Origin of the sequence: Sphaerochaeta associata (assembly GCF_022869165.1) — a bacterium.
Taxonomy (GTDB): Bacteria; Spirochaetota; Spirochaetia; order Sphaerochaetales; family Sphaerochaetaceae; genus Sphaerochaeta; species Sphaerochaeta associata.
Genome location: NZ_CP094929.1, coordinates 2,370,880 through 2,389,604, shown reverse-complemented (window position 1 = coordinate 2,389,604; position 18,725 = coordinate 2,370,880). Strand labels below are relative to the sequence as shown.

The window sequence follows — 18,725 nt, the reverse complement described above, 5'->3', positions numbered from 1 at the left end:
TTACCTACCACCGAAAAACCGTACCCATGATTGTGGAAGATTAGCTATTACTTAAGCTCAATTCTGATAGGATGAGTGATAAATAGTACTGTTGTCGAAAAAAAGATTGAGTTTGGTCTGATTGCGCTGTAATCTTTATTTGTTAACAATTTAATGAATTAACTAATTTTAGGTGGCCGAATCATGTCAGAAGGTTTAGATGAGAGAATTTTGAAGTCTTGGAAGTTGAATTCGAATATTGATGAAGTTAATTTTAAACAAAAGAATATTATATTTGGTCTAAACGGTTCAGGGAAAAGTTCTCTTGCGAATATACTACAAGCCAATTTTTTCAGAAAACATAATCCAAAGCATTTCCGAATTTTCAGTGAGAACTATGTGAAGGAAACCCTTTCACTGAAGGATGGCAGAATCCGCGGTGTAATCTCAAATTTTGGAAAGAAGAATGTAGATATTGAGCAGCAAATCGAAGGTAACCTGAGTGCAATCAACGACCGGAAAGTACAGATGAACCGATATGATGAAAAAATAAAAGATTCTATTCAGACCACAGAAAAGTTCATGGAAGATGTTTTAAATCGAAGGAGGGGAACAAATAATAAAATTCACAATAAGCCTAAAGCAAAGACGGTACATGAGAAAGTCAATTTATGGATTAAGGATTATGACGACAGCATAAAATTATTTCCAGATGAAAAATATAATGAAATTACTGGTGATGCAAATTTTTCTGTGGAGAGTGAGAATGTTAATTTATGTATAGTTCCTGATACTATAGATATTAATAAGCTGAAGATTGAAAATTTGAGTGAGCTGCTCAGCAAAAATTTCAAGGATATTGATATTCCTAGCCAAGAAATAATTTCTTGGTTGGAAACAGGACTAAAAATTCATAAGGGAAAAACAAAGTGCGAATTTTGTGGATCCTCAATCCATTACGATGATATTTATGATCATATAACCTCATATTTACAGAATGAGAAACAAAAGGCCTCTAGGCAGCTAACAGAGATTCATCACGAACTAGTGGCTATTCAACAAGTAGTTGAGGAATTAAAAAGGAATTTTGGTAAATATAGAGACTTGTTTCTTCAACAAGAGGATGACAATCATTTTAATGTAATAAGTGCCGCGGAAAGAGAGATTCATAATGCTCTCTCTGCTGTTGATTTGAAAACTGATAGGATGGATTTATCAGTTTCAATTGAGATTGACTCACTTAAGAAAGCAATTCTAGATGTCAACAATAGCGTTAGATTCATAAAAGATTCTAAGATTGCCTACTCACAAAATATTCTTGAAAAGGTAAACCGGTTAGAGCTTCTTGTCAAAGGTGCTATTGGGTATGAATTAAAGAATTCAAAGATCGTTAATGAAAATTTAGCAAAGATTGCTGAGTGGGAAGATGAGGTCCAAAGACTTAAAAAGGAAAAGGCAGACCTTGAGAATAAGAATGAGATCCTTACAGCGGAAAAATCGGATTTGTCTAATTTCGCCAGATTTTTGAATGCGACATTGAGGGATATGAACCTGGATTTCTTTCTCAAGTTGGATGGGGATGTATATCGTCTCGAACATAATGATGGAACCACATTGCGACTAGATGATGTCAGTGAAGGAGAACGGAATTTGCTTTCATTGATTTATTTCTACTACGAAATGCTTGATGACAACGAAATCTCGTTGAAGGAAGATATTGAAGGCATTGTATTGGATGATCCAATATCCAGTTTAGATGACAATAATAAATTCTATATATTAGAACTAATAAAATCTCTGCTGGATTATGATTTGCCTAAGATCTATATTCTCACTCACTCTTGGGATGATTTTTGTGCCATGACATATGGTCGGAATGATAGAGATACCTATGCATTTTTTGAGATTAAAAAGGAATCTCAAGTAAGCAGGATTAATGAAATTGAAGGATCCAAGCTACTAAGTCCATATATGCAAATGTATTGCGAGGTGGACGCTTTCTGCAACAAGAAAGTTGAAGAAATTCCTCCCCAAGAATCACTTCACATGCCAAATACGATGAGAAGAGTTTTGGAGGAGTATGTCAAATTCAATGTAAACCTAGACTATGCTACTGCAACTCATACTGGGGACATCGCTAAAGCCTTATTCAAGTGTGAGATTAGTGATTTGTCAAATAGTAAGAAACAAAAACTTGATTTACTCCTTTCTGTTTGTAACATCTTATCACATAAGGCCACACATCCTCACAATCCATCGGAGATACATAAAGCAGCCAAATTTTTACGAAATACAATTAGAGAGTGTGATAAATACCATCATCTGAAAATGACTTGTTATAGTGCAAGAACTTCCTAGCAAGTAGCTTCAGTACAGATCGTGTCGCAAAGTTTAAGGTGGATATTCCCTGCAATCATCCCTGAAATATCTAACCTTTTATCCGCTACAACGAGTCCCATAAATCTCGATTTTCATTGCGTTTAGATGGAGCCTATTCATGCCGGGTATGTACTTCTTATCTACCAGCAAGAACGCCTCCCTTTAGAATTGCAAAAAAGATGATCCCCTGTACCACAGTACGTCATTGTGTGCGAAGATGGTAAAAATATTGTAAGGATATAAAATTATTCACCCAGATTTCTAATCAAGAACTTATTTTCCCGGAGATATTTAGTAGATGAGGTTGTTTAGATACTGTAGAGTATGGGTAGTAAATTGTTTAAATATTCAGTAGGGACAGAAAATGAAATGCTAATGCTGTGAAAAACGAAGGCAGTGTTTCAATGAATATTAACTTCAGCTGTATCGGATGATGTGATAGGAGACAATATTTGACGTAGGGGTTGTTATGATATTTGATCGAGAACCGAAAGACTGGAAAGAACTCCAAAAATTTGTAGGGCAATTGTTCAGTGAATGTGGATTTAACGCTGAAGTTTCAAAAGTAGTTGAGCTTGTACGGGGCAAAAAAGAAATTGATGTGTTTGTCCAAGATGTTGAAAGTGAGTATAAACCTGTAATACTAGTTGAATGTAAGTTTTGGAATAGGCCAATTGATCAAGAGGTAATTCATTCTTTCCGAACAGTATTGAATGACTATGGTGCTAACCTTGGTTATATCGTGTCAAAGGTGGGGTTTCAGCAAGGATGCATCGATGCAGCCATGAAAACTAACATTAAACTTGTGACGTTGAAAGATATTGAGAATCAGTATTTTGAGAGATGGAAAAAAGCTCTGGCAAGAAAATATAGGAAGTATGCTGACCCCTTATTTCCATATTGGGATTACCCTGGTAAACGGGTAGCTGATGGTGGAGCAATAGACTCAAAGAAATGGATTTTGGTTCATCAAGCATATCGACCAATATGTGAACTTGGCCCAGGTGATGACTTGGTAAGTACGTATACAAAGAATCTTCCTTTCGTTTTGCCAATTATCAATGATAGTCTTGAAGTAATTGGATCTTTGACAATAACCACCTATAGGGAACTATTTAATTTTATAAATGAAAATAAAGAAAAAGCACTTAAGCATTACAAAATTTTATACAGAGAAGAAGTCTAGACTCTCTAATAAACGTGACTTTTAATCAGCTTTATACTATAAACTCATTTTCATGGGACTAAATGATTCTATCTAAATGAAATAGCATTCCCTAAGCTATGTATCTATCTGTTGAATTTGTAGTATAATTTATACTGTATTATAAGCCTGTCATAATCAGCACCAATATATCTTTCTCCTTATCAAAGAAGAATTTAAGAGACTCGTGGGGCTTTTATAGTATAAAAACACATAAAACTCATGTAATAAAGTGAGATCTGCATATAGGTAGTGGGACAAATATTATGGACCCTCTAGAGTTAGTAACCTTTTTTTAGTTATGTAAGATTCGCTGAATTCTTTGTTTATTACCAACTAATGAATGGGGAAGAAAGCTCTCGGAATCTTGGGTTTCTGTTTGCTTTACTTGCATTCGGTATGTCGCTAATTAGGAATTCAAGGATCTCTTTAAGACGGTCTGAGATTGCTAACGGTCGTAAAATTTTTAAAATTGCCTCTAAATGATTTTGGCAAATAGTATTGTTGAGTTTAGAGTTGATAGTTGGGTGGAAAATTATAAGAATACAATTGATAATCCCATCATCATCCATCAAAGAAAAGAAATTATCATAGAGAGGTCTTCCGTCAGGACTTACGCCACTACGATAAGTAAGGCCACGTCCAATTCGACAGCGGAATACTACTCTGATCAGTTTTGGTAATATTTCTTTAGGAATATCATTTGAAGATCGGCAGTATCCAAAAATCTCCTGCATTATCGGCGGTTCATTATAGTAGTTATCCCAACCTTCATGAGCATCTTCCAGCTTATCAGCTAACGTCTCGAGAGCGACTGTTTTTGCGGGAAGGGTTTCATACATTCTTCCATCAACAGTTGTTAGGAATAAAATTCCTTTTTCAAGACGATCTTGTTGTAGGTTTGTTCGATAGCCATCTATCATTGCACCAATTTTATACTTTACTGTCGTGTCTGCGCAATTCCAAACGTCTATTGCTATAAGAGAAATGTTTTTTCTAAGAATCTGACTCGTGGAGGGGTCAACAAACATACCGAAAATGCTTACTAGAAGGTTGTGAACGTGAGCTAATGAAAGATTAGTTAATTCATGTGAGATGCGTGTTATGGAATCTTTATCTATTACATCTTGCCTAGATTTCAAATTGTCCACCAAGGCGCGGATTCTTATTGCAGAATCTGATGGCCTATCTTGTAGTACATCCTTTACGCAAGTTTGGAGCCAACCTAATAACTCAAATCCACCAATGCTTTCTACATTTGGATGTGAAGCAGCTACTTCGTTTCGCATAGTTAGAATGTGGTCAAGCTTGCGATAGACTATATCAGAGATTAGCTCTAGTTTACGACAAGTATCCAGAAGAACGCTATCTTTTAGACCTCCTAGATCAGATACATCCTTATATGAAGCTCTGTTCGAACCCCCAACTGACGCGTCAAAAAATAAATCAATACCGTAGATTGTTGCTTTTTTTCTAAGATTCAGGACAACTTCGTTCCAAACATAGTTCAAGGCAGCATCAAATAGACCAATTGCAGTTGCACCGATAAACTTTGATAAGTATCGTGCTTCTCGCTTTTCCTCAATTGGGAGAGCTTCAAGAAAGCTCGGTAAATTTTGTCCTACAATTTTCCTTTCATCCGTGGTAGCGATAATATTCTCTGTTGGTAGACCAAATTTTTCTAAATAACTTGTAAAAATTGCCGTTTCGGCAGCAAGTTCTTGAGATTCTAAAGGTACAACATCATTATCAATCATGATTTATCCTTATTCTAAAAATAAATTGTAACATACTATGAATGATGGGGCAAAAATATTATGCATATTATTTAGCCCATTTAATTTTAGCATTGTTTTCGTCTGATGCTGATTTTGTCAAATGTTTGATTGATAAATATTACTATTTGTGTTTAGTCATGCAGATTGGTTATTTTGACTGTTTGATAAGCAACTTAAGATTCAGATTATTAATCCTTCTTGCAACTGAGTTCTATACAATCACTGCCGAAAAATCTCACCTTGTATCCCTTGCAGCGAGCCCTCTCAATCTCAATTTGCATTCCTGTACTGATCCTTTCACCAAACACCCAAACCTCCGAACATTTACTCATGAGCACAATGCCGAAGAACATGCCCAGATCGCGTTCGCTCTGAAGACCGTCATCAAGAAACTGTGGATAGAGCAGGTGAGGGGTTATCGGGAGATAACCTTTTTCGACTGCAAAACGGCTGTAACGTCGGGCATGGAACACATTCTCTTCGATATTTCCAGCATACGGGGAGCAGATATATACCATGGGATGATAATCAAAGTGTGGTCTAGCTTGTTTCTCAATAGCCTTCATGGCCTCATAAGGGGTCCTATCCATATATCCTTCCTTGTTGCGAATATTCATATTCAGTCCTTCTTGTAAAATTTGGTCTCAAAGCCATCCGCATTGAGCAGCAATCCATCCGCCCATGATGGCGATGCCGCCATGGAAGCCTCGATGTCTTTCAGTTCCACTTCATCAGGTGCCTCGATGACAATCTCGTCATGGATGTGCATGCAGATCCGATGATCCTTGAGTTGCTGCATCGAGTAGCAGAGAATGTCACGGCTGATTGCCTGCACGATGTTTTCCACCACCTTGGGCCCATAGGTTTCGATGCGTTCCCATTTCTTTGTGGCTCCCACGCCCTCATAGGTCACACAATCGCTGCCAAAATCATTGGTACCCATACGGGGTTTCACGTAGGCAAGCCGTCTGCCTGATGGCAACGTGATGAACAGGAAGCCACTCTCATACGAGAACCTGATGCCATGTGTGTTGGTCGACATCCTATCCTTGACCGCTTCCTTAACCACCTTGTCCACATTCCACCAAAGCTGGACGATGTTTGGATTGGATTGCCGCCACACATCCACCAATGGCTTGAGCTCATTCTCTTCAAGGCCCATATCCAGGGCGCCCATCGCCTTCAGAGCTCCTACCGATCCGCCGTAACCGAGTGCCAATTCGGCAATTTTCCCTTTCTGCCTCAGATGGGCATTCTGGCCATGCTTCTCTACAGGGACCTTGAACATTTGTGAAGCCGATGCACAGTAGATGTCGCCATTGCCCGCAAAGACCTCCATGCGCCAGGTTTCCCCTGCAAGCCAGGAGAGCACTCTTGCTTCGATGGCTGAGAAGTCCGAAACAATGAATCGATATCCGTTTCTGGGGATGAATGCAGTACGGACCAACTGTGACAATGTGTTGGGAACATCGGAATACAACATCTGCACCGCTTCATACCCACCGCTATTCACCAAGGTTCTTGCAGTCTCCAGATCCTCCAGATGGTTCTGGGGTAGATTTTGCATTTGCACGAGTCTTCCGGCCCACCGCCCGGTACGGTTTGCCCCGTAGAACTGGAACATGCCCCTAGTCCTGCCATCGCTGCAAACTGCGTTTTCCATCGCCTGGTACTTCTTCACCGACGACTTGGCAAGCTGAAGCCTGAGCTCGAGCACTTCCTGTATCTGGCGCGGGGCATCCTGCAAAGCTGCCTTCACATCCTTCTTGCCAAGAGAATCGACTTCAAGACCGTTCTCTGACAGCCAGGTCTTTACCTGGGATACCGAGTTGGGATTCTCCAAATCAGTGAGATCCTTCATCCTCGCAATCAACTCTTCTCGGGCACGTTTATCCATCCTGATTGCATTACCCACGAGATTCTTGTCGATCAACACACCCCGGTCGTTGATGCCTTGATCAAGGTGGTACTCATCCCAGATGGCATCGGGAACCGGAAATCGACAGAGGCGCTGATGGATGGCAATCTCAACCTCGACATCGCGCTTGTTGTACTCGATGAACAATTTCCATTTGTCAGGTGCATCATCAGCTGCATTCCTGGTACGTCCGCCGTTGGTGATAGTAGGATTGCATGGGGTGCAGAAGTATCTGATCAGATCCTTGCCCTCGGAGAGCTTCTGTCTCTGAAGACCGAGCACTGCACCGACGCCCATCAGCGATAGGGGTAGTCCCAGATACGCCGACCAGATCATCGTGCAACGCCAAGAGACCGGGTCCAGATAGGTACCTGTCGGCAACCCCAAATGGCGGGAAAGACAAATACGTTCGAAGGTTGCATTGAACGCCCATTTGATGATGCCATCGTCGGAGATAGCACTGAATATGTTTTTGGGGATTTTCTCTCCCCGGGCGAGATCGACGACCTTCACCTCCCCGCCGTCCACGCTGTAACCGAACAGGAGGATCTCGAAGTCCTCTGCCTCGCAGTAACGGTAAACTCCGCTTTTGGCTAGATTGATCGAAGAATATGTCTCGATATCGATGCTAAGGTAGTTCATCCTGATCTCCTGGTAACGAAGTTGGGCTTCAAGTAAACACATATGAAAAGGACGGCAGCATATTGCCACCGTCCTCTTCCGAAGGGATCAGGCAAGGAAATCATCCTCGTCGTCGGTGGCGAAGTCGCTCTCGGCACTCGCCTTACCGCCCAGAGGCTCTCCCTCTTTAATCAGCTGCAGGTTCTGAAGCCCGCACGCGATGCCGCGGTTGCCGTTGGAGTTGAACGCATAGAAGGTGATCGAGGCCCGTCCGTAGACACCCGAATACACATCGCTGCGGTTCAGCACGGGATTGCAATCCGCATCAACGATACCGGGTGCGGTGGCACTATTGGCATTGATGAAGAACGCATTCTCGTAAGCTGGGTCATCCGGGCGGTCGATATCACCATCGCGCAAGGGAGTCTTCAGCGATGCAAGCGACGGGGCTGTTCTTCCATTGCCCTTGAGCTTTGCCTCGCCTTCCTTGTAGGCAGCCTCGATGGCAGCCTTGATCTTCTGCACTGTAGCCTTGTCGCTCTTGGGGATGATCAGGGAGACCGAGTACTTCGGAGTTCCCCCGTTGATGGACTTGGGCTCCCACACGTTCGCGTAGGACCATCTGGTGTTCTTTCCGGTGATTACCTTCATTGGATTAGCGATTGTTGACATTACTTTTCCTCCATGTCGTCAAAGTCGTTGATTGTGATAGCCGGTCTTTTATCGCTTTCCGGTACAAGCGTCGGTTTGCCTTTGGGCTTGTAGATGAATGGGCCCAAGATCTCATTGAAACGTGTCCTTCCCAGCAAATCGGTCATTGCCGTGATTCCCAGTACCTTGTGTTCGTAGGGATCAAACCCGGATGAGTTGACTGCCTCGGCGACAGCCTGCTCATCGGTGTACTTGCGTATCGATCTACCCTCGACCAGCTTGAATCCCTCCAGTTTTCCTCCTCTACCCAATACCGAAAGAGCGTACCCCTTGATATCGCTTACCCAGGAAGCCAACTCGTCAGCCTGCCTCAGGATCTCTGCAATCTCGTCAACTCCCAGAAGTACAGGCTCGGCGAACTCGTAGCGAGCGAGATCCAGGTTTGCCTCGGCACGCTTACGGCAGGTGGCTTTCACCTTGCAGAAGCGGCAATGGGGACCAGAGCAGAATTCACCATTGCCTCGGAATGCCAATTCAGCCCTTGGTTTGAGATAGGATTCAGCCCAGTTGGTTAGGTCATCGGCAGTCATGGTGAATGTGCTCACGTTTGCAAGGCGGGGTTGGAATACGGTCATCGATACCTCTTCCACCTCATACAGCGAGCCGAACATATCAAGAGCTCCGAGGGAGTAGAGCATCATCTGGGTATTGTGGTCTGCAGAGACTTCGACCCCCTGTCCGTACTTGAAGTCGATGATATGCAGGTTCTGTGTTTTGTCAAGCAAAAATCCTTGGTCTAATCACCAGGGAATCCCGTGTCTAATCACGGGAAATTCCCGGGTTTTATCATCTGCACAGGAATCTATGCAGATATCCAGAAACTATGGCTTGTAATCAGGGACATCCTCATATTCATCCTCAATCACAAAGATCACGTTTGGATCCGTTTCCCCATGCAGCTGATGTGCAATTTTACCTTTCAGGTAGGCAAGCTTGTTGCCCAGGTAAGCCATCTCGTTCTCGATCTTGTCCAAGCCGTACAACAGTCGAAGCCTTCCTTCAGGGCTTTGGTACTGCATTACTATCTTTCTGGCCTGCTCATGCAGGTCCTGTTCCGAGTATTCATGCGGGCTGGGTTCTATCCCCAACCGGTCCAATATGATCTGCTCGAGCTCCTCGGTGAATTTTGTACCGTCGTATCGGTAACACGAACGCAATTCACGCAAGTATTGTTTGTCAACGACCATGTTCGTCACCCCCTTTCGACCGCTCGGATGCGGTCTTCCGCATCAATGCATGCTCCATCCGGTAGCTCTGCCCCTCGAACACAAGCAGGTGCCCATGGTGGATGAGCCTGTCGATCATTGCTGCAGCCATCTGCTGGTCGGTGAAGATGCCACCCCACTTGGAAAACTCGAGGTTCGTCGTAAGAATGAGGCTTTTGCTCTCGTAGCTGTCGCTGATGATGCGGAACAGGAGCTGGGACCCCTCCTTGTCCACCGGTACGTACCCCCACTCATCAAGAATGAGCAGATCCAGTCTGCGTATGTCCGACACCAAGCGTTCCAAGACTCCGTTCTTCCGTGCCTCGGCCAGTTTCAGCACCAGCTCGGTCACCGTATAGAACCGGGCTGCAAGGCCCATCTCGCAGGCCTTCATCCCCAGTGCTATGGCCATATGCGTTTTCCCGGTTCCCACCGGTCCATAGCAGACCAGGTTGGTCTTCCTGCCAATGAATTCGCAGCCTTCCAGTTCCACCCTGGTAATGGAAGGCGGCAGGCGCACATGAGAATAGTCGTAGCCTTCCATGCTCTTGGGCATGGGAAACCGGGCCCGGTTGAGCAGCCTGGAGCGTTTTGAGCGTTCCCGGCTCTCCACCTCCATTGACAGCACGTCATGCAGGAACTCTTCCTGCCTCGGCGTTGCCTGCTGGCACAACGCTACCAGTTGTTGGGAAAGGAACAGTTTCCGGCACATGTCCGATATCTCTTCCCTACGTTGGATGCGGATGGTTGAAGTCATCATCATGGCTGCACCCTCCGTTGTTCCAGAAGCTGGTCGTACAACGAAAGGTCGGGACCGGCGTCCAGGTCGGTTTGGTCCCCGAACTCCGCCATCCTCGCCGCAAACACCATTGCATCGCTGAACGGGGCGTTGCCGGGGTTCCTCAGCACCAGGTCGAACGCATCAAGTGCTCTTTCGAAGCTGTAGCGCTCGCTCAGCAGGTTCATCGTTCGCAGGGCATCCTTCAGCGATTCCCTGTCCAGCGCATCGAGATAATCGCGTACGGGGGAGGACACCATCTCCCTCACACCGCTGTTGGGCCACGCTCCCACATTTCTCATGAGTACGGCCATGGAGGTTCTTGGGTCGACGCTGTCGGACCGCTCCTTGCCGAATTTGCGGACGTGGCTCACCAGGATCTTGCGCTTCTCGTCATAGATGTCGACGGTGTGGGCCCGGATGCCCACCAGCACTTCGCTTCCCCGGTATTCGGGACGGGTTGAGTAATGGTGGTTGCCGTCAATCTCCACCTTCCCGTACCCGTCGGCCTTGGCGTACACATACCGACAGACATCAAAACGGTGTCGGGGCAGCGGCAGCAGTGCCTCGCGGTCCTGTTCGAAAAGCTCGCCTATGATTGTGTTCTTCTTGTAATGGGTATTTCCCTGAAAGCTCGTCGCCTGCTCCAGCAAGCCCTTGTTGTATTGCTGCAGGTCGTCGAACTCGGGCAGGGGAACGAACCGGTTCCTGCGGACCGTGCCGATTTTATTCTCGACGCACCCCTTTTCCCATCCACTACCCGGACTGCAGAATCGTATGGAGAAGCCGTAGTGAGCCCTGAATTGGGCGAAGAGCTTCGCTTCCCGTATCTCCTGCCCGATGCGACGACCTGCTCCGGTGGCATTGTCTATCACAACCAGGGGGAAGACTCCGCCGATGAACTCAAAGACGTCCTGAAAGCCCTGGCAGATGCATTCGCTGGTCTCTCCGTTGAACATCTGGGGAAAATCCGCATTTGAATTCGGAAACACGCAGACAAGATAATGCTTGCGCTGCTTGACGCCTCTTTCATAGCAGTCCGCCTCGCCGAAGTCCCCCTGGGCCTCACCCGGATGCCATACCAGCTCCTGGCAGGCCCTGTAACTCGAGCGTTGTGCACGTGTTTTCCTCACATACCGCGATACCGTTGGGTAGGAGCAACCGAATTCCGGATGCAGCTCCACCAACCTGTCATAGACGCGCTGGGCGGTATGGCGCTGTTTCGAATTCTCCTTTTCATCGTTGGAAAGCCATCCGTCTATCTGCGGCTTGTAGGGGTCCAGCTTGCTGGGCAACCCCTCCTTCTTTTGAGGCGGCTTCGGTGAGAAGTCTTCCATGCAGAGGTACTTCCTCGCCGTCTTCTCATCGACCGATACTTCCCTGGCAATCCTTGCCACTGAGTATCCCTCTTTCCTCAAATCTCTGATACAATTGATTTGGGACATGTTGAGCACTTCTCCTTTCTCCTTTAATGTATTTGTTTCTACATCAAAGGTTACTTTCCAAAGGGCAGCTTCTCAACTGTCCCTTTGAACAATCCCGGGAATTTCCCGTGATCAGACCAAGGAAGATGAAGTGATCTTTCTAGGGATTTTTAGTTTACGCTACACAGTTCCTGTCGGCGATGATGATGCAGTCTCCGGTCCCGGAACATTCAGGTACATACGTGCTGATATCCAGGCGTTGTTCAAGGAGTATCAACGGATCTTTTTGAGCATCCTTCTCAAGCTGCAATGCCTCGAGGACGAATGCGGCATATTCATCGGTACAGCTTTCCATTTCCTCATTGTGGTAGTGCAAGGTGGGTCTCGGGTCCTCTATCTTGATTCCCAGGGCAAGCTTGACCTTGTACTCGCATAGGGTATGGGCTTCGGTTCCTTCCTCGGCAAAGACGCTGGATTTTTCCTCGATGTGTTCGCATAGGCGTGCCGATGGCGGACACATTGTCCATCGTGAGGCCGATGAGGGAGAGAGAAGGGCATGCCTACTCATCGGCAAGCCTCCTGATATCCCGGAGGAAACCCGGGTAATATTCCGGTTTCAGATCCTCAAGGCTGGTGGCGTAGTGGTGTTCGAAGATGGCTGGCAGCTGATCGGCCTCGTCCTTCGAGGTGATTGCATCGACGGCAGCCTTCAAATCTTCCAATGTCGCTCCCAGACAAAAAGCCTCATCGGCAAGATTTCTGTAATGGGAGGGATCGATCGCTGAGAGCTTGTCAGCTCCATACTTTTGTAGGAGCAGCCTCACTTGGTCCGTGTGACCATCACGTGACTTCTCTGCGAGTATCTTGCGCACATCGATCAAAGACAAAGGATTTTCATCCTTTGGGGGCTCTTGAATCGTTGGTGAGTCCTGCGCTTCAAAAAGGTCTGGTTGGATATCCTTTTGTCCAAGCAGGTTCTTCAGGTCTTGTGTGCGAAGCACTTCGGCGGCTAACTCGAGCGCCTCCGCAAGGGATCTGAATCCCTTGGCTCCATCAAGCAACAACTGGGCTTTACCTTCCATTTTCATTCACTCCTTCTTGCATCTCATGTATCTCGACGCTCCTGACCGTCTTGCCCGGTGTAAGTACGAGCACTTCGCTGTACTGTCCGAACAGGAATCGCAGCAACCTTGCGGGTAACTTTCGTCCACGGCTACCCAGCACCCCCTGGGTTCCTTCCCCGCCTTGGGCCACATTGATTTGGACCCTGTGTTGAAGTTTCATTGTGTTTCTCCATCGCTGTACGGGGTGTTTCCCCGGAAGCTGTTTCGGTGTGGCATCACCCCGTGTGTACAGCCTCTGCCTAATACCTGAAATCCGTACCCCAAGGAGAATTCGGGGACTATGCACCCCCGAACTCCTCGGCATAGAGAGCCCTGATGCGATCGAACATCTTCCTGCGGCGGCTACGGATCGCATTGTCCGTGGTCCCTTCCTCTCGGGCGATATCGACGAGTTGCCTACCCTCGCAAAGCTTCCAGAAAAGCTCCTGTTGGGCAGGGATCAATTGGGGAATGATCGCGTGTACCTGATCCCTGATCGAGGGAGATAACTCCTCCTGGAAGAGAACCTCCTCTGGGGCTTGGGAAATATCCACAAGGTGCTCAATAGGGTCGGTAGGATGAGCTACCGGATTGGTATCGTGAAGAGTCTTTGAGAATTTGAACTTTGCATCTTGCAGTTCATCCTCATACCGATCGTTCAGTTTCTCGGCATGGTATGAGTCACGGAGAACGGTGACGATCTCCTCTGTAATTCCGTCCTTACCTGGGGTAAGTCGGTACGGTTTTCCGTCGATGCAATAAAAGAATTCTGTCCTGGCGTCCTTTGCCATGTTCCCCTCCTTGGGGTTCGGGCAAAACGGAGACAGGCATTCGGGTATGCAGCGACGAGGGCATGCTGGCCGAAATCAAAACGCATCTCCGTTTTGACCTTCGACCGGCGCATTCCCTACATCCGGCGTTCAGTGATTGATATGGTGCATCCCAGTGGGGAATCCTGGCCTGGCACAGGGATGCTGTCGTTTGGATCCAACGAATCCAGAAGATGATGACCATCACTCTTCGGCCTATGGAGCAAAGGGTCTTGATGATCCTGAATAAGAATTTTCGGGCAAAAGAAAGCCGGATGATTACAAAACGTGTGTCTTGTGCATCATCCGGCTATTCGGTGACTCGTCATGCGGTCCCATTGCTCGGTATGTCCGACTTGCAAGATGTCGGTATATTAAGTGGAGGAGCTTCCCTCAGTGTTATGTATTTATGATATGAACGCGCTTTCCTCCTTTTCTCGTGCGCAGGCACATGTGCTGTGCAATAGGAACTTTCACGAATCGACCGCACTGCGGACATTTGAGCGAGATCTCCACCGGTTCATCCGCCTTGTGAAATCCGGAAGCATCGAATGCCCGCTTTCCGCAGTTGGGGCATCTCATAGGAATACTCATCGCAACTCCTCTTGTTGTAGATTGTTAGCTGTAAAGCTAACATAGAAGTGAAAAAGAAACCTGCTGCGAAGTGGCAGTCAGGAATCTTTATGATAGACAATCCGCTAACGATCACAGGGATTGCATGGCGGACACCGGTGGTTGTTGGTTATGTGGGAAGGCAGTGCAGTGAGATCAGACGTACCCTTGCAGCTTCCTCAGAGACATTGAACACCTCGACCATCGTCTGGATCAGCTCTTGATGCCAGAATGGACTACCCTTGGGTTCGATTAAATTCCTCAGTCGTTTGACTGCATGTCTGGGCATCAGCAATACTGATGCCAGATAGTTTGCCTGCCATTCGAGCCATGCCTCACCTTTCAAGCGTTTGCCGTCGGTATCGACACCGCTGAGATCAGGGAAGGCAGGTTTTGAGTAGATACCACCACAGTAATCGTGCAAGCTGGCAATCTGGGCCTTCCGCTGATAATATTCGGGATGGATCAACCCGTGCGATGCCTCATGCCCTTCTGTGAACCGCTCACGATGGATGAACGATGGATTGTCGGCAAGGGTTCCCTCAATGATGATGGTATTTTTCTTCACCGAGAGGAACTTGGCTTGGTCCAACTCAGGGACATACACGGGCAGGGCTTCGGTATCTTCGAAAACCGTGATTCCCAGATACACCTGGTTATGTGACAGGTATTGGTATTCCAGGGTAAAGCCCATGTAGTGGGTGATAAGCCTGTCTATATCCATGGGTTGTGGTTTTAGCAAGACCTCAGGGGAAAAGTCACGCAGCACTCGTTCTCCATAGGCTTCCAGCTGGTTCTTGCTCAAATGGGGTATCCCGTTGGCGTCGAGTCTACATGCGCATCTTTTCATCTTTCCTCAGTTGTCCCCGTGTTTCCTCTTGATCAGATCATCGACAAATCGTTGCCAATCTTCCTCGTTCGCTTCCAGGTTTCTTGCAGTCCTGAGTGCGGCGTTCACATACGGCCTATCGGTCACATACGGATTCAGATCCGGTGCGAGCAGGCCTTTTTGCTTGCCGACTATGTCATACATCTCGGCTTTCTCTTTTTCATTCAGATTCAGCACGTTTGCCAAATCTGCCAGTCTTTCCTCGGTCAAAGGTGCACGCCGATTGTTCTCCACATCGCTGAGAAACGGTGCTGACACCCCCAAAGTACGAGCCACCTCACGCAAGCTAATCTGCTTTTCATCGCGTTTGTGCTTTAGGTACTCGCCAAAAGTCACGGTAGTCTTCTTCATAATCCTTACTATCCTTGTAAGCCTGTTAGTCATCAGGCTCAATGAAGGCAAGATAGTACGAAAGATGGTTGAGGGTCAATAGGATTTTGGAAAATAGTATAAACAGGTGTTAAGTAGTATTTGGATGGGCTTGAGGGTAATGGATAAGAGGGGAGGTGTCAACTGGTTTTCGCTCAGACTCGGTTTCCAACACATCTTAAGGGAATAGGAAAGGGTCATTAAATGTGTACTTGGGCTATTTTTCTTGCAATTATCCCGAGCTAAGGGGTATCCTACATACAAAATATGCACATAGAAACCTTTTCGCAAGGACGTTTATCTAGTCATTGAGTTGGTAAGTTCCAGCTTTATCGACCACAGCTTTGAATAAGGTGGATTTTAACTGGAGGATTATTATGAATAAGCAACAGTTGGCTTCAAGAATTTGGGAAGCCGCAAATCGAATGCGCTCAAAGATTGAAGCCCATGAATATAAGGATTATATTTTAGGTTTTATATTCTATAAATATTTATCTGATAAAGAAATGAAGTTTTTTATAAACAATCATTTTAAAAAAGAAGACATACAGGCACTTTCAGAAGCTGAGATTGATGATGTGAAATTCATCAAGGAAAATGTAGGCTATTTCATCTCTTACGATCATCTTTTCTCAACTTGGATAGAGTTGGGCTCGGACTTCGATGTCTCCAATGTCAGGGATGCGCTTTCTGCGTTCAACCGTAATATCAACCCATCACACAAGAAAGTGTTCGAGAAGATCTTTGATACGCTGCAGACCGGCTTGAGCAAACTTGGTGACAGCTCTAGCTCCCAGACCAAGGCGATACGGGATCTTATCCAATTGATTAAGGTTATCCCAATGGACGGTAGACAGAGCTATGATGTGTTGGGATTCATCTACGAATACCTGATCAGCATGTTTGCCGCAAATGCCGGCAAGAAGGCGGGCGAATTCTATACTCCTCACGAGGTGTCGCTCTTGATGTCGGAGATAGTTGCCGACCACCTCAAGGACAAGAAAGAGATAAAGATCTATGACCCCACCAGTGGTTCTGGATCATTGCTTATCAATATTGGGCAGTCGGTTGCAAAACATATTGATGATGAGAATAGCATCAAGTATTACGCGCAGGAACTCAAGGAAAATACCTATAATCTTACTCGTATGAACATGGTGATGCGGGGGATTCTTCCCGACAACATCGTCACACGAAATGGAGATACTCTAGAGGAAGATTGGCCGTATTTCGAGGACAATGATCCGCTGAATACCTACAACCCGCTCTACGTGGATGCGGTGGTCTCCAATCCTCCCTATTCCCAGGCGTGGGATCCTTCCAACAAAGAATCAGACCCCCGGTACGCACGTTTTGGTCTTGCTCCCAAGAGCAAGGCCGATTATGCCTTTCTTCTGCATGATCTCTACCATCTAAAACCCAATGGGATCATGACCATCGTCCTGCCCCACGGAGTGTTGTTCCGTGGTGGGGAGGAGGAGAGGATCAGGAGAAATCTTATTGAGTACAACCATATTGATGCGATCATTGGGCTTCCTGAGAATATCTTCTTTGGTACACCAATTGCAACAATTATCATGATATTGAAGATGACTAGGAATACAGATGATGTGCTGATCATAGATGCATCCAAAGGATTTACCAAGGTTGGAAAGAAAAATAAGCTCAGGGCTTGCGACATCAAGAAAACTGTTGATGTCGTCACGGAACGGAAAAGTCTACCAAAGTTTGCGAGGCTGGTTAGTAAAGAAGAGATACGCCTGAATGAATACAATCTTAACATTCCAAGATATGTTGACTCTTCCGAGGCATCTGAGAAATGGGACATCTACTCATTGATGCTTGGAGGAATTCCTGAAAATGAGATTGAAGACCTGCATGAATATTGGAAAGCTTTTCCTGGTCTTGAGGAAAAATTGTTTATCAAAGGTGATGGTCCCAGAACTTTGGCTGTGGATGATATACGGGAGGCTGTGAAGACTCATCCTAGCGTTATTAAATTTGTCGAGAGTTTTAAGAGTTCCTTTGAAAGTTTTGAAGATAGACTCAGGAATGATCTGATTGATGGATTCGAGAGTGTAAAAATCACAAACGAAGAGTTACTTCTCAGTGATGATATTTTTGCACGTTTTGAAGGTCTTCCTCTGGTCGATAAATATGATGTTTATCAATTGTTGGATGATGAATGGACAAACATAGCGATAGATTTGGAGATACTGCAGACGGAAGGATTTGAAGCAACCAAAAAGGCAGACCCAAGGATGGTCACCAAGAAGGAAGAAGAGGTCCAGGATGGTTGGAGGGGGCGTGTGATCCCCTTTGAACTGGTTGAAAAGACTCTGCTCAAAGATGAGAGTGACCACCTACATGCGATTGAGGATAGGATATATGAGATCAATGGCACCTATGCAGAGATATTGGATGGTTTATCTGAGGAAGAAAAAGAGTCAGAGGGGATCAATGAAGCGAAAGATTCTTTCCTTTCATCCTGGATTGTCAAAGAAGCAAAAAAATTGATGGCTGATAAAAAGAAAGGATATTTAATACCTGAGGATTCGTTTGAAGAAAAGGTGCTTCTTATTAATAGCCTTATGATGGAAGAGAAACAGTTGAAGTCTAAACTAAAAAAGGAGAGTATTGCGCTCCACAATAAGACTAAAACTGTAATAGAGGGCTTGTCTTATGAGGATGCAAGATCATTGCTCGAGGCTAAATGGATCGCCCCTCTATTGGCTAGCATCCACTCAATTCCCAATGCAATCCTGGATGAGCTTGTAACTAAGGTTAGGTCGCTTGCTGAGAAGTACAAAACTACCTTCTCAGAAATTGAGGATGACCTATGTGAGACCGAATTTGCCTTGGGTTCCATGGTGAAAGAACTCACGGGTAGCAACCATGACCTGAAAGGTCTTGCCGAATTCATGTCATTGTTGGGAGTGGAGTGAT

Annotated in this window: 17 protein-coding genes; 3 read left to right on the top strand and 14 right to left on the bottom strand. The window is 45.8% G+C overall.

Annotated elements, in window-relative coordinates:
• Nucleotides 1-183: 183 nt before the first annotated feature.
• Together MUG09_RS11035 and MUG09_RS11030 are read left to right on the top strand one after the other, a co-directional pair.
• Nucleotides 184-2,337 carry an AAA family ATPase gene (locus MUG09_RS11035; RefSeq protein WP_244771483.1) on the top strand — a complete coding sequence of 718 codons (2,154 nt, stop codon included), beginning with the start codon at nucleotides 184-186 and terminating at the stop codon, nucleotides 2,335-2,337.
• 490 nt (nucleotides 2,338-2,827) lie between these two features.
• Complete coding sequence (locus MUG09_RS11030; protein WP_244771482.1) at nucleotides 2,828-3,544, top strand: restriction endonuclease; 717 nt, start codon at nucleotides 2,828-2,830, stop codon at nucleotides 3,542-3,544.
• A 347-nt stretch (nucleotides 3,545-3,891) separates the two neighbouring features.
• On the opposite strand, the gene MUG09_RS11025 is transcribed toward MUG09_RS11030, so the two are convergent.
• The 14 genes from MUG09_RS11025 to MUG09_RS10960 form a co-directional block, all read right to left on the bottom strand.
• The gene (locus tag MUG09_RS11025) at nucleotides 3,892-5,319 is read right to left on the bottom strand and encodes a hypothetical protein (protein ID WP_244771481.1); all 1,428 of its coding nucleotides are present in this window, start codon (nucleotides 5,317-5,319) and stop codon (nucleotides 3,892-3,894) included.
• 209 nt (nucleotides 5,320-5,528) lie between these two features.
• Nucleotides 5,529-5,930: a DUF7768 domain-containing protein gene (locus MUG09_RS11020; protein WP_244771480.1), complete on the bottom strand. Its 402-nt coding sequence runs from the start codon at nucleotides 5,928-5,930 to the stop codon at nucleotides 5,529-5,531.
• Nucleotides 5,931-5,959: 29 nt separating this feature from the next.
• Nucleotides 5,960-7,900 carry a DNA polymerase gene (locus MUG09_RS11015; RefSeq protein ID WP_244771479.1) on the bottom strand — a complete coding sequence of 647 codons (1,941 nt, stop codon included), beginning with the start codon at nucleotides 7,898-7,900 and terminating at the stop codon, nucleotides 5,960-5,962.
• A gap of 87 nt (nucleotides 7,901-7,987) precedes the next feature.
• A complete protein-coding gene (locus MUG09_RS11010; RefSeq protein WP_244771478.1) occupies nucleotides 7,988-8,551 on the bottom strand; it encodes a DUF2815 family protein in 564 nt (187 codons plus the stop codon).
• A complete protein-coding gene (locus MUG09_RS11005; protein WP_244771477.1) occupies nucleotides 8,551-9,315 on the bottom strand; it encodes a DUF2800 domain-containing protein in 765 nt (254 codons plus the stop codon). The genes MUG09_RS11010 and MUG09_RS11005 overlap by 1 nt, the downstream gene beginning before the upstream one ends.
• Nucleotides 9,316-9,411: 96 nt before the next feature.
• Nucleotides 9,412-9,777: a hypothetical protein gene (locus tag MUG09_RS11000; RefSeq protein WP_244771476.1), complete on the bottom strand. Its 366-nt coding sequence runs from the start codon at nucleotides 9,775-9,777 to the stop codon at nucleotides 9,412-9,414.
• Nucleotides 9,767-10,558, bottom strand: a complete 792-nt coding sequence (gene istB / locus MUG09_RS10995) for an IS21-like element helper ATPase IstB (RefSeq protein ID WP_244771475.1) — start codon at nucleotides 10,556-10,558, stop codon at nucleotides 9,767-9,769. Before istB ends, MUG09_RS11000 begins: the two co-directional genes overlap by 11 nt.
• Entirely contained in the window at nucleotides 10,555-12,018 is a 1,464-nt protein-coding gene (istA, locus tag MUG09_RS10990; protein ID WP_244771474.1) for an IS21 family transposase, read from the bottom strand. The genes istB and istA overlap by 4 nt, the downstream gene beginning before the upstream one ends.
• Nucleotides 12,019-12,172: 154 nt before the next feature.
• Nucleotides 12,173-12,565: a DUF2800 domain-containing protein gene (locus MUG09_RS10985; protein WP_244771473.1), complete on the bottom strand. Its 393-nt coding sequence runs from the start codon at nucleotides 12,563-12,565 to the stop codon at nucleotides 12,173-12,175.
• The gene (locus MUG09_RS10980; RefSeq protein ID WP_244771472.1) at nucleotides 12,558-13,079 is read right to left on the bottom strand and encodes a hypothetical protein; all 522 of its coding nucleotides are present in this window, start codon (nucleotides 13,077-13,079) and stop codon (nucleotides 12,558-12,560) included. The genes MUG09_RS10985 and MUG09_RS10980 overlap by 8 nt, the downstream gene beginning before the upstream one ends.
• The gene (locus tag MUG09_RS10975; protein WP_244771471.1) at nucleotides 13,069-13,281 is read right to left on the bottom strand and encodes a hypothetical protein; all 213 of its coding nucleotides are present in this window, start codon (nucleotides 13,279-13,281) and stop codon (nucleotides 13,069-13,071) included. Before MUG09_RS10975 ends, MUG09_RS10980 begins: the two co-directional genes overlap by 11 nt.
• A 118-nt stretch (nucleotides 13,282-13,399) precedes the next feature.
• On the bottom strand, nucleotides 13,400-13,891 hold the full coding sequence (locus MUG09_RS10970) for an RNA polymerase sigma factor (RefSeq protein WP_244771470.1): 492 nt from the start codon (nucleotides 13,889-13,891) through the stop codon (nucleotides 13,400-13,402).
• A 760-nt stretch (nucleotides 13,892-14,651) separates the two neighbouring features.
• On the bottom strand, nucleotides 14,652-15,371 hold the full coding sequence (locus MUG09_RS10965) for an ImmA/IrrE family metallo-endopeptidase (RefSeq protein WP_244771469.1): 720 nt from the start codon (nucleotides 15,369-15,371) through the stop codon (nucleotides 14,652-14,654).
• A gap of 6 nt (nucleotides 15,372-15,377) precedes the next feature.
• A complete protein-coding gene (locus MUG09_RS10960) occupies nucleotides 15,378-15,761 on the bottom strand; it encodes a helix-turn-helix domain-containing protein (RefSeq protein WP_244771468.1) in 384 nt (127 codons plus the stop codon).
• Nucleotides 15,762-16,156: 395 nt separating this feature from the next.
• Here MUG09_RS10960 and MUG09_RS10955 point away from each other — a divergent pair, with 395 nt between their 5' ends.
• A complete protein-coding gene (locus tag MUG09_RS10955; protein ID WP_244771467.1) occupies nucleotides 16,157-18,724 on the top strand; it encodes a type I restriction-modification system subunit M in 2,568 nt (855 codons plus the stop codon).
• Nucleotide 18,725 lies beyond the last annotated feature (1 nt).

Coding starts and splice junctions, on each gene's coding strand:
- MUG09_RS11035 (WP_244771483.1), top strand. CDS start 184: ATGTCAGAAGGTTTAGATGAGAGAATTTTGAAGTCTTGGAAGTTGAAT.
- MUG09_RS10985 (WP_244771473.1), bottom strand. CDS start 12,565: ATGAGTAGGCATGCCCTTCTCTCTCCCTCATCGGCCTCACGATGGACA.
- MUG09_RS11020 (WP_244771480.1), bottom strand. CDS start 5,930: ATGGATAGGACCCCTTATGAGGCCATGAAGGCTATTGAGAAACAAGCT.
- MUG09_RS10980 (WP_244771472.1), bottom strand. CDS start 13,079: ATGGAAGGTAAAGCCCAGTTGTTGCTTGATGGAGCCAAGGGATTCAGA.
- MUG09_RS10965 (WP_244771469.1), bottom strand. CDS start 15,371: ATGAAAAGATGCGCATGTAGACTCGACGCCAACGGGATACCCCATTTG.
- MUG09_RS10970 (WP_244771470.1), bottom strand. CDS start 13,891: ATGGCAAAGGACGCCAGGACAGAATTCTTTTATTGCATCGACGGAAAA.
- MUG09_RS10960 (WP_244771468.1), bottom strand. CDS start 15,761: ATGAAGAAGACTACCGTGACTTTTGGCGAGTACCTAAAGCACAAACGC.
- MUG09_RS11025 (WP_244771481.1), bottom strand. CDS start 5,319: ATGATTGATAATGATGTTGTACCTTTAGAATCTCAAGAACTTGCTGCC.
- MUG09_RS10955 (WP_244771467.1), top strand. CDS start 16,157: ATGAATAAGCAACAGTTGGCTTCAAGAATTTGGGAAGCCGCAAATCGA.
- istA (WP_244771474.1), bottom strand. CDS start 12,018: ATGTCCCAAATCAATTGTATCAGAGATTTGAGGAAAGAGGGATACTCA.
- istB (WP_244771475.1), bottom strand. CDS start 10,558: ATGATGATGACTTCAACCATCCGCATCCAACGTAGGGAAGAGATATCG.
- MUG09_RS11015 (WP_244771479.1), bottom strand. CDS start 7,900: ATGAACTACCTTAGCATCGATATCGAGACATATTCTTCGATCAATCTA.
- MUG09_RS11010 (WP_244771478.1), bottom strand. CDS start 8,551: ATGTCAACAATCGCTAATCCAATGAAGGTAATCACCGGAAAGAACACC.
- MUG09_RS11030 (WP_244771482.1), top strand. CDS start 2,828: ATGATATTTGATCGAGAACCGAAAGACTGGAAAGAACTCCAAAAATTT.
- MUG09_RS10975 (WP_244771471.1), bottom strand. CDS start 13,281: ATGAAACTTCAACACAGGGTCCAAATCAATGTGGCCCAAGGCGGGGAA.
- MUG09_RS11000 (WP_244771476.1), bottom strand. CDS start 9,777: ATGGTCGTTGACAAACAATACTTGCGTGAATTGCGTTCGTGTTACCGA.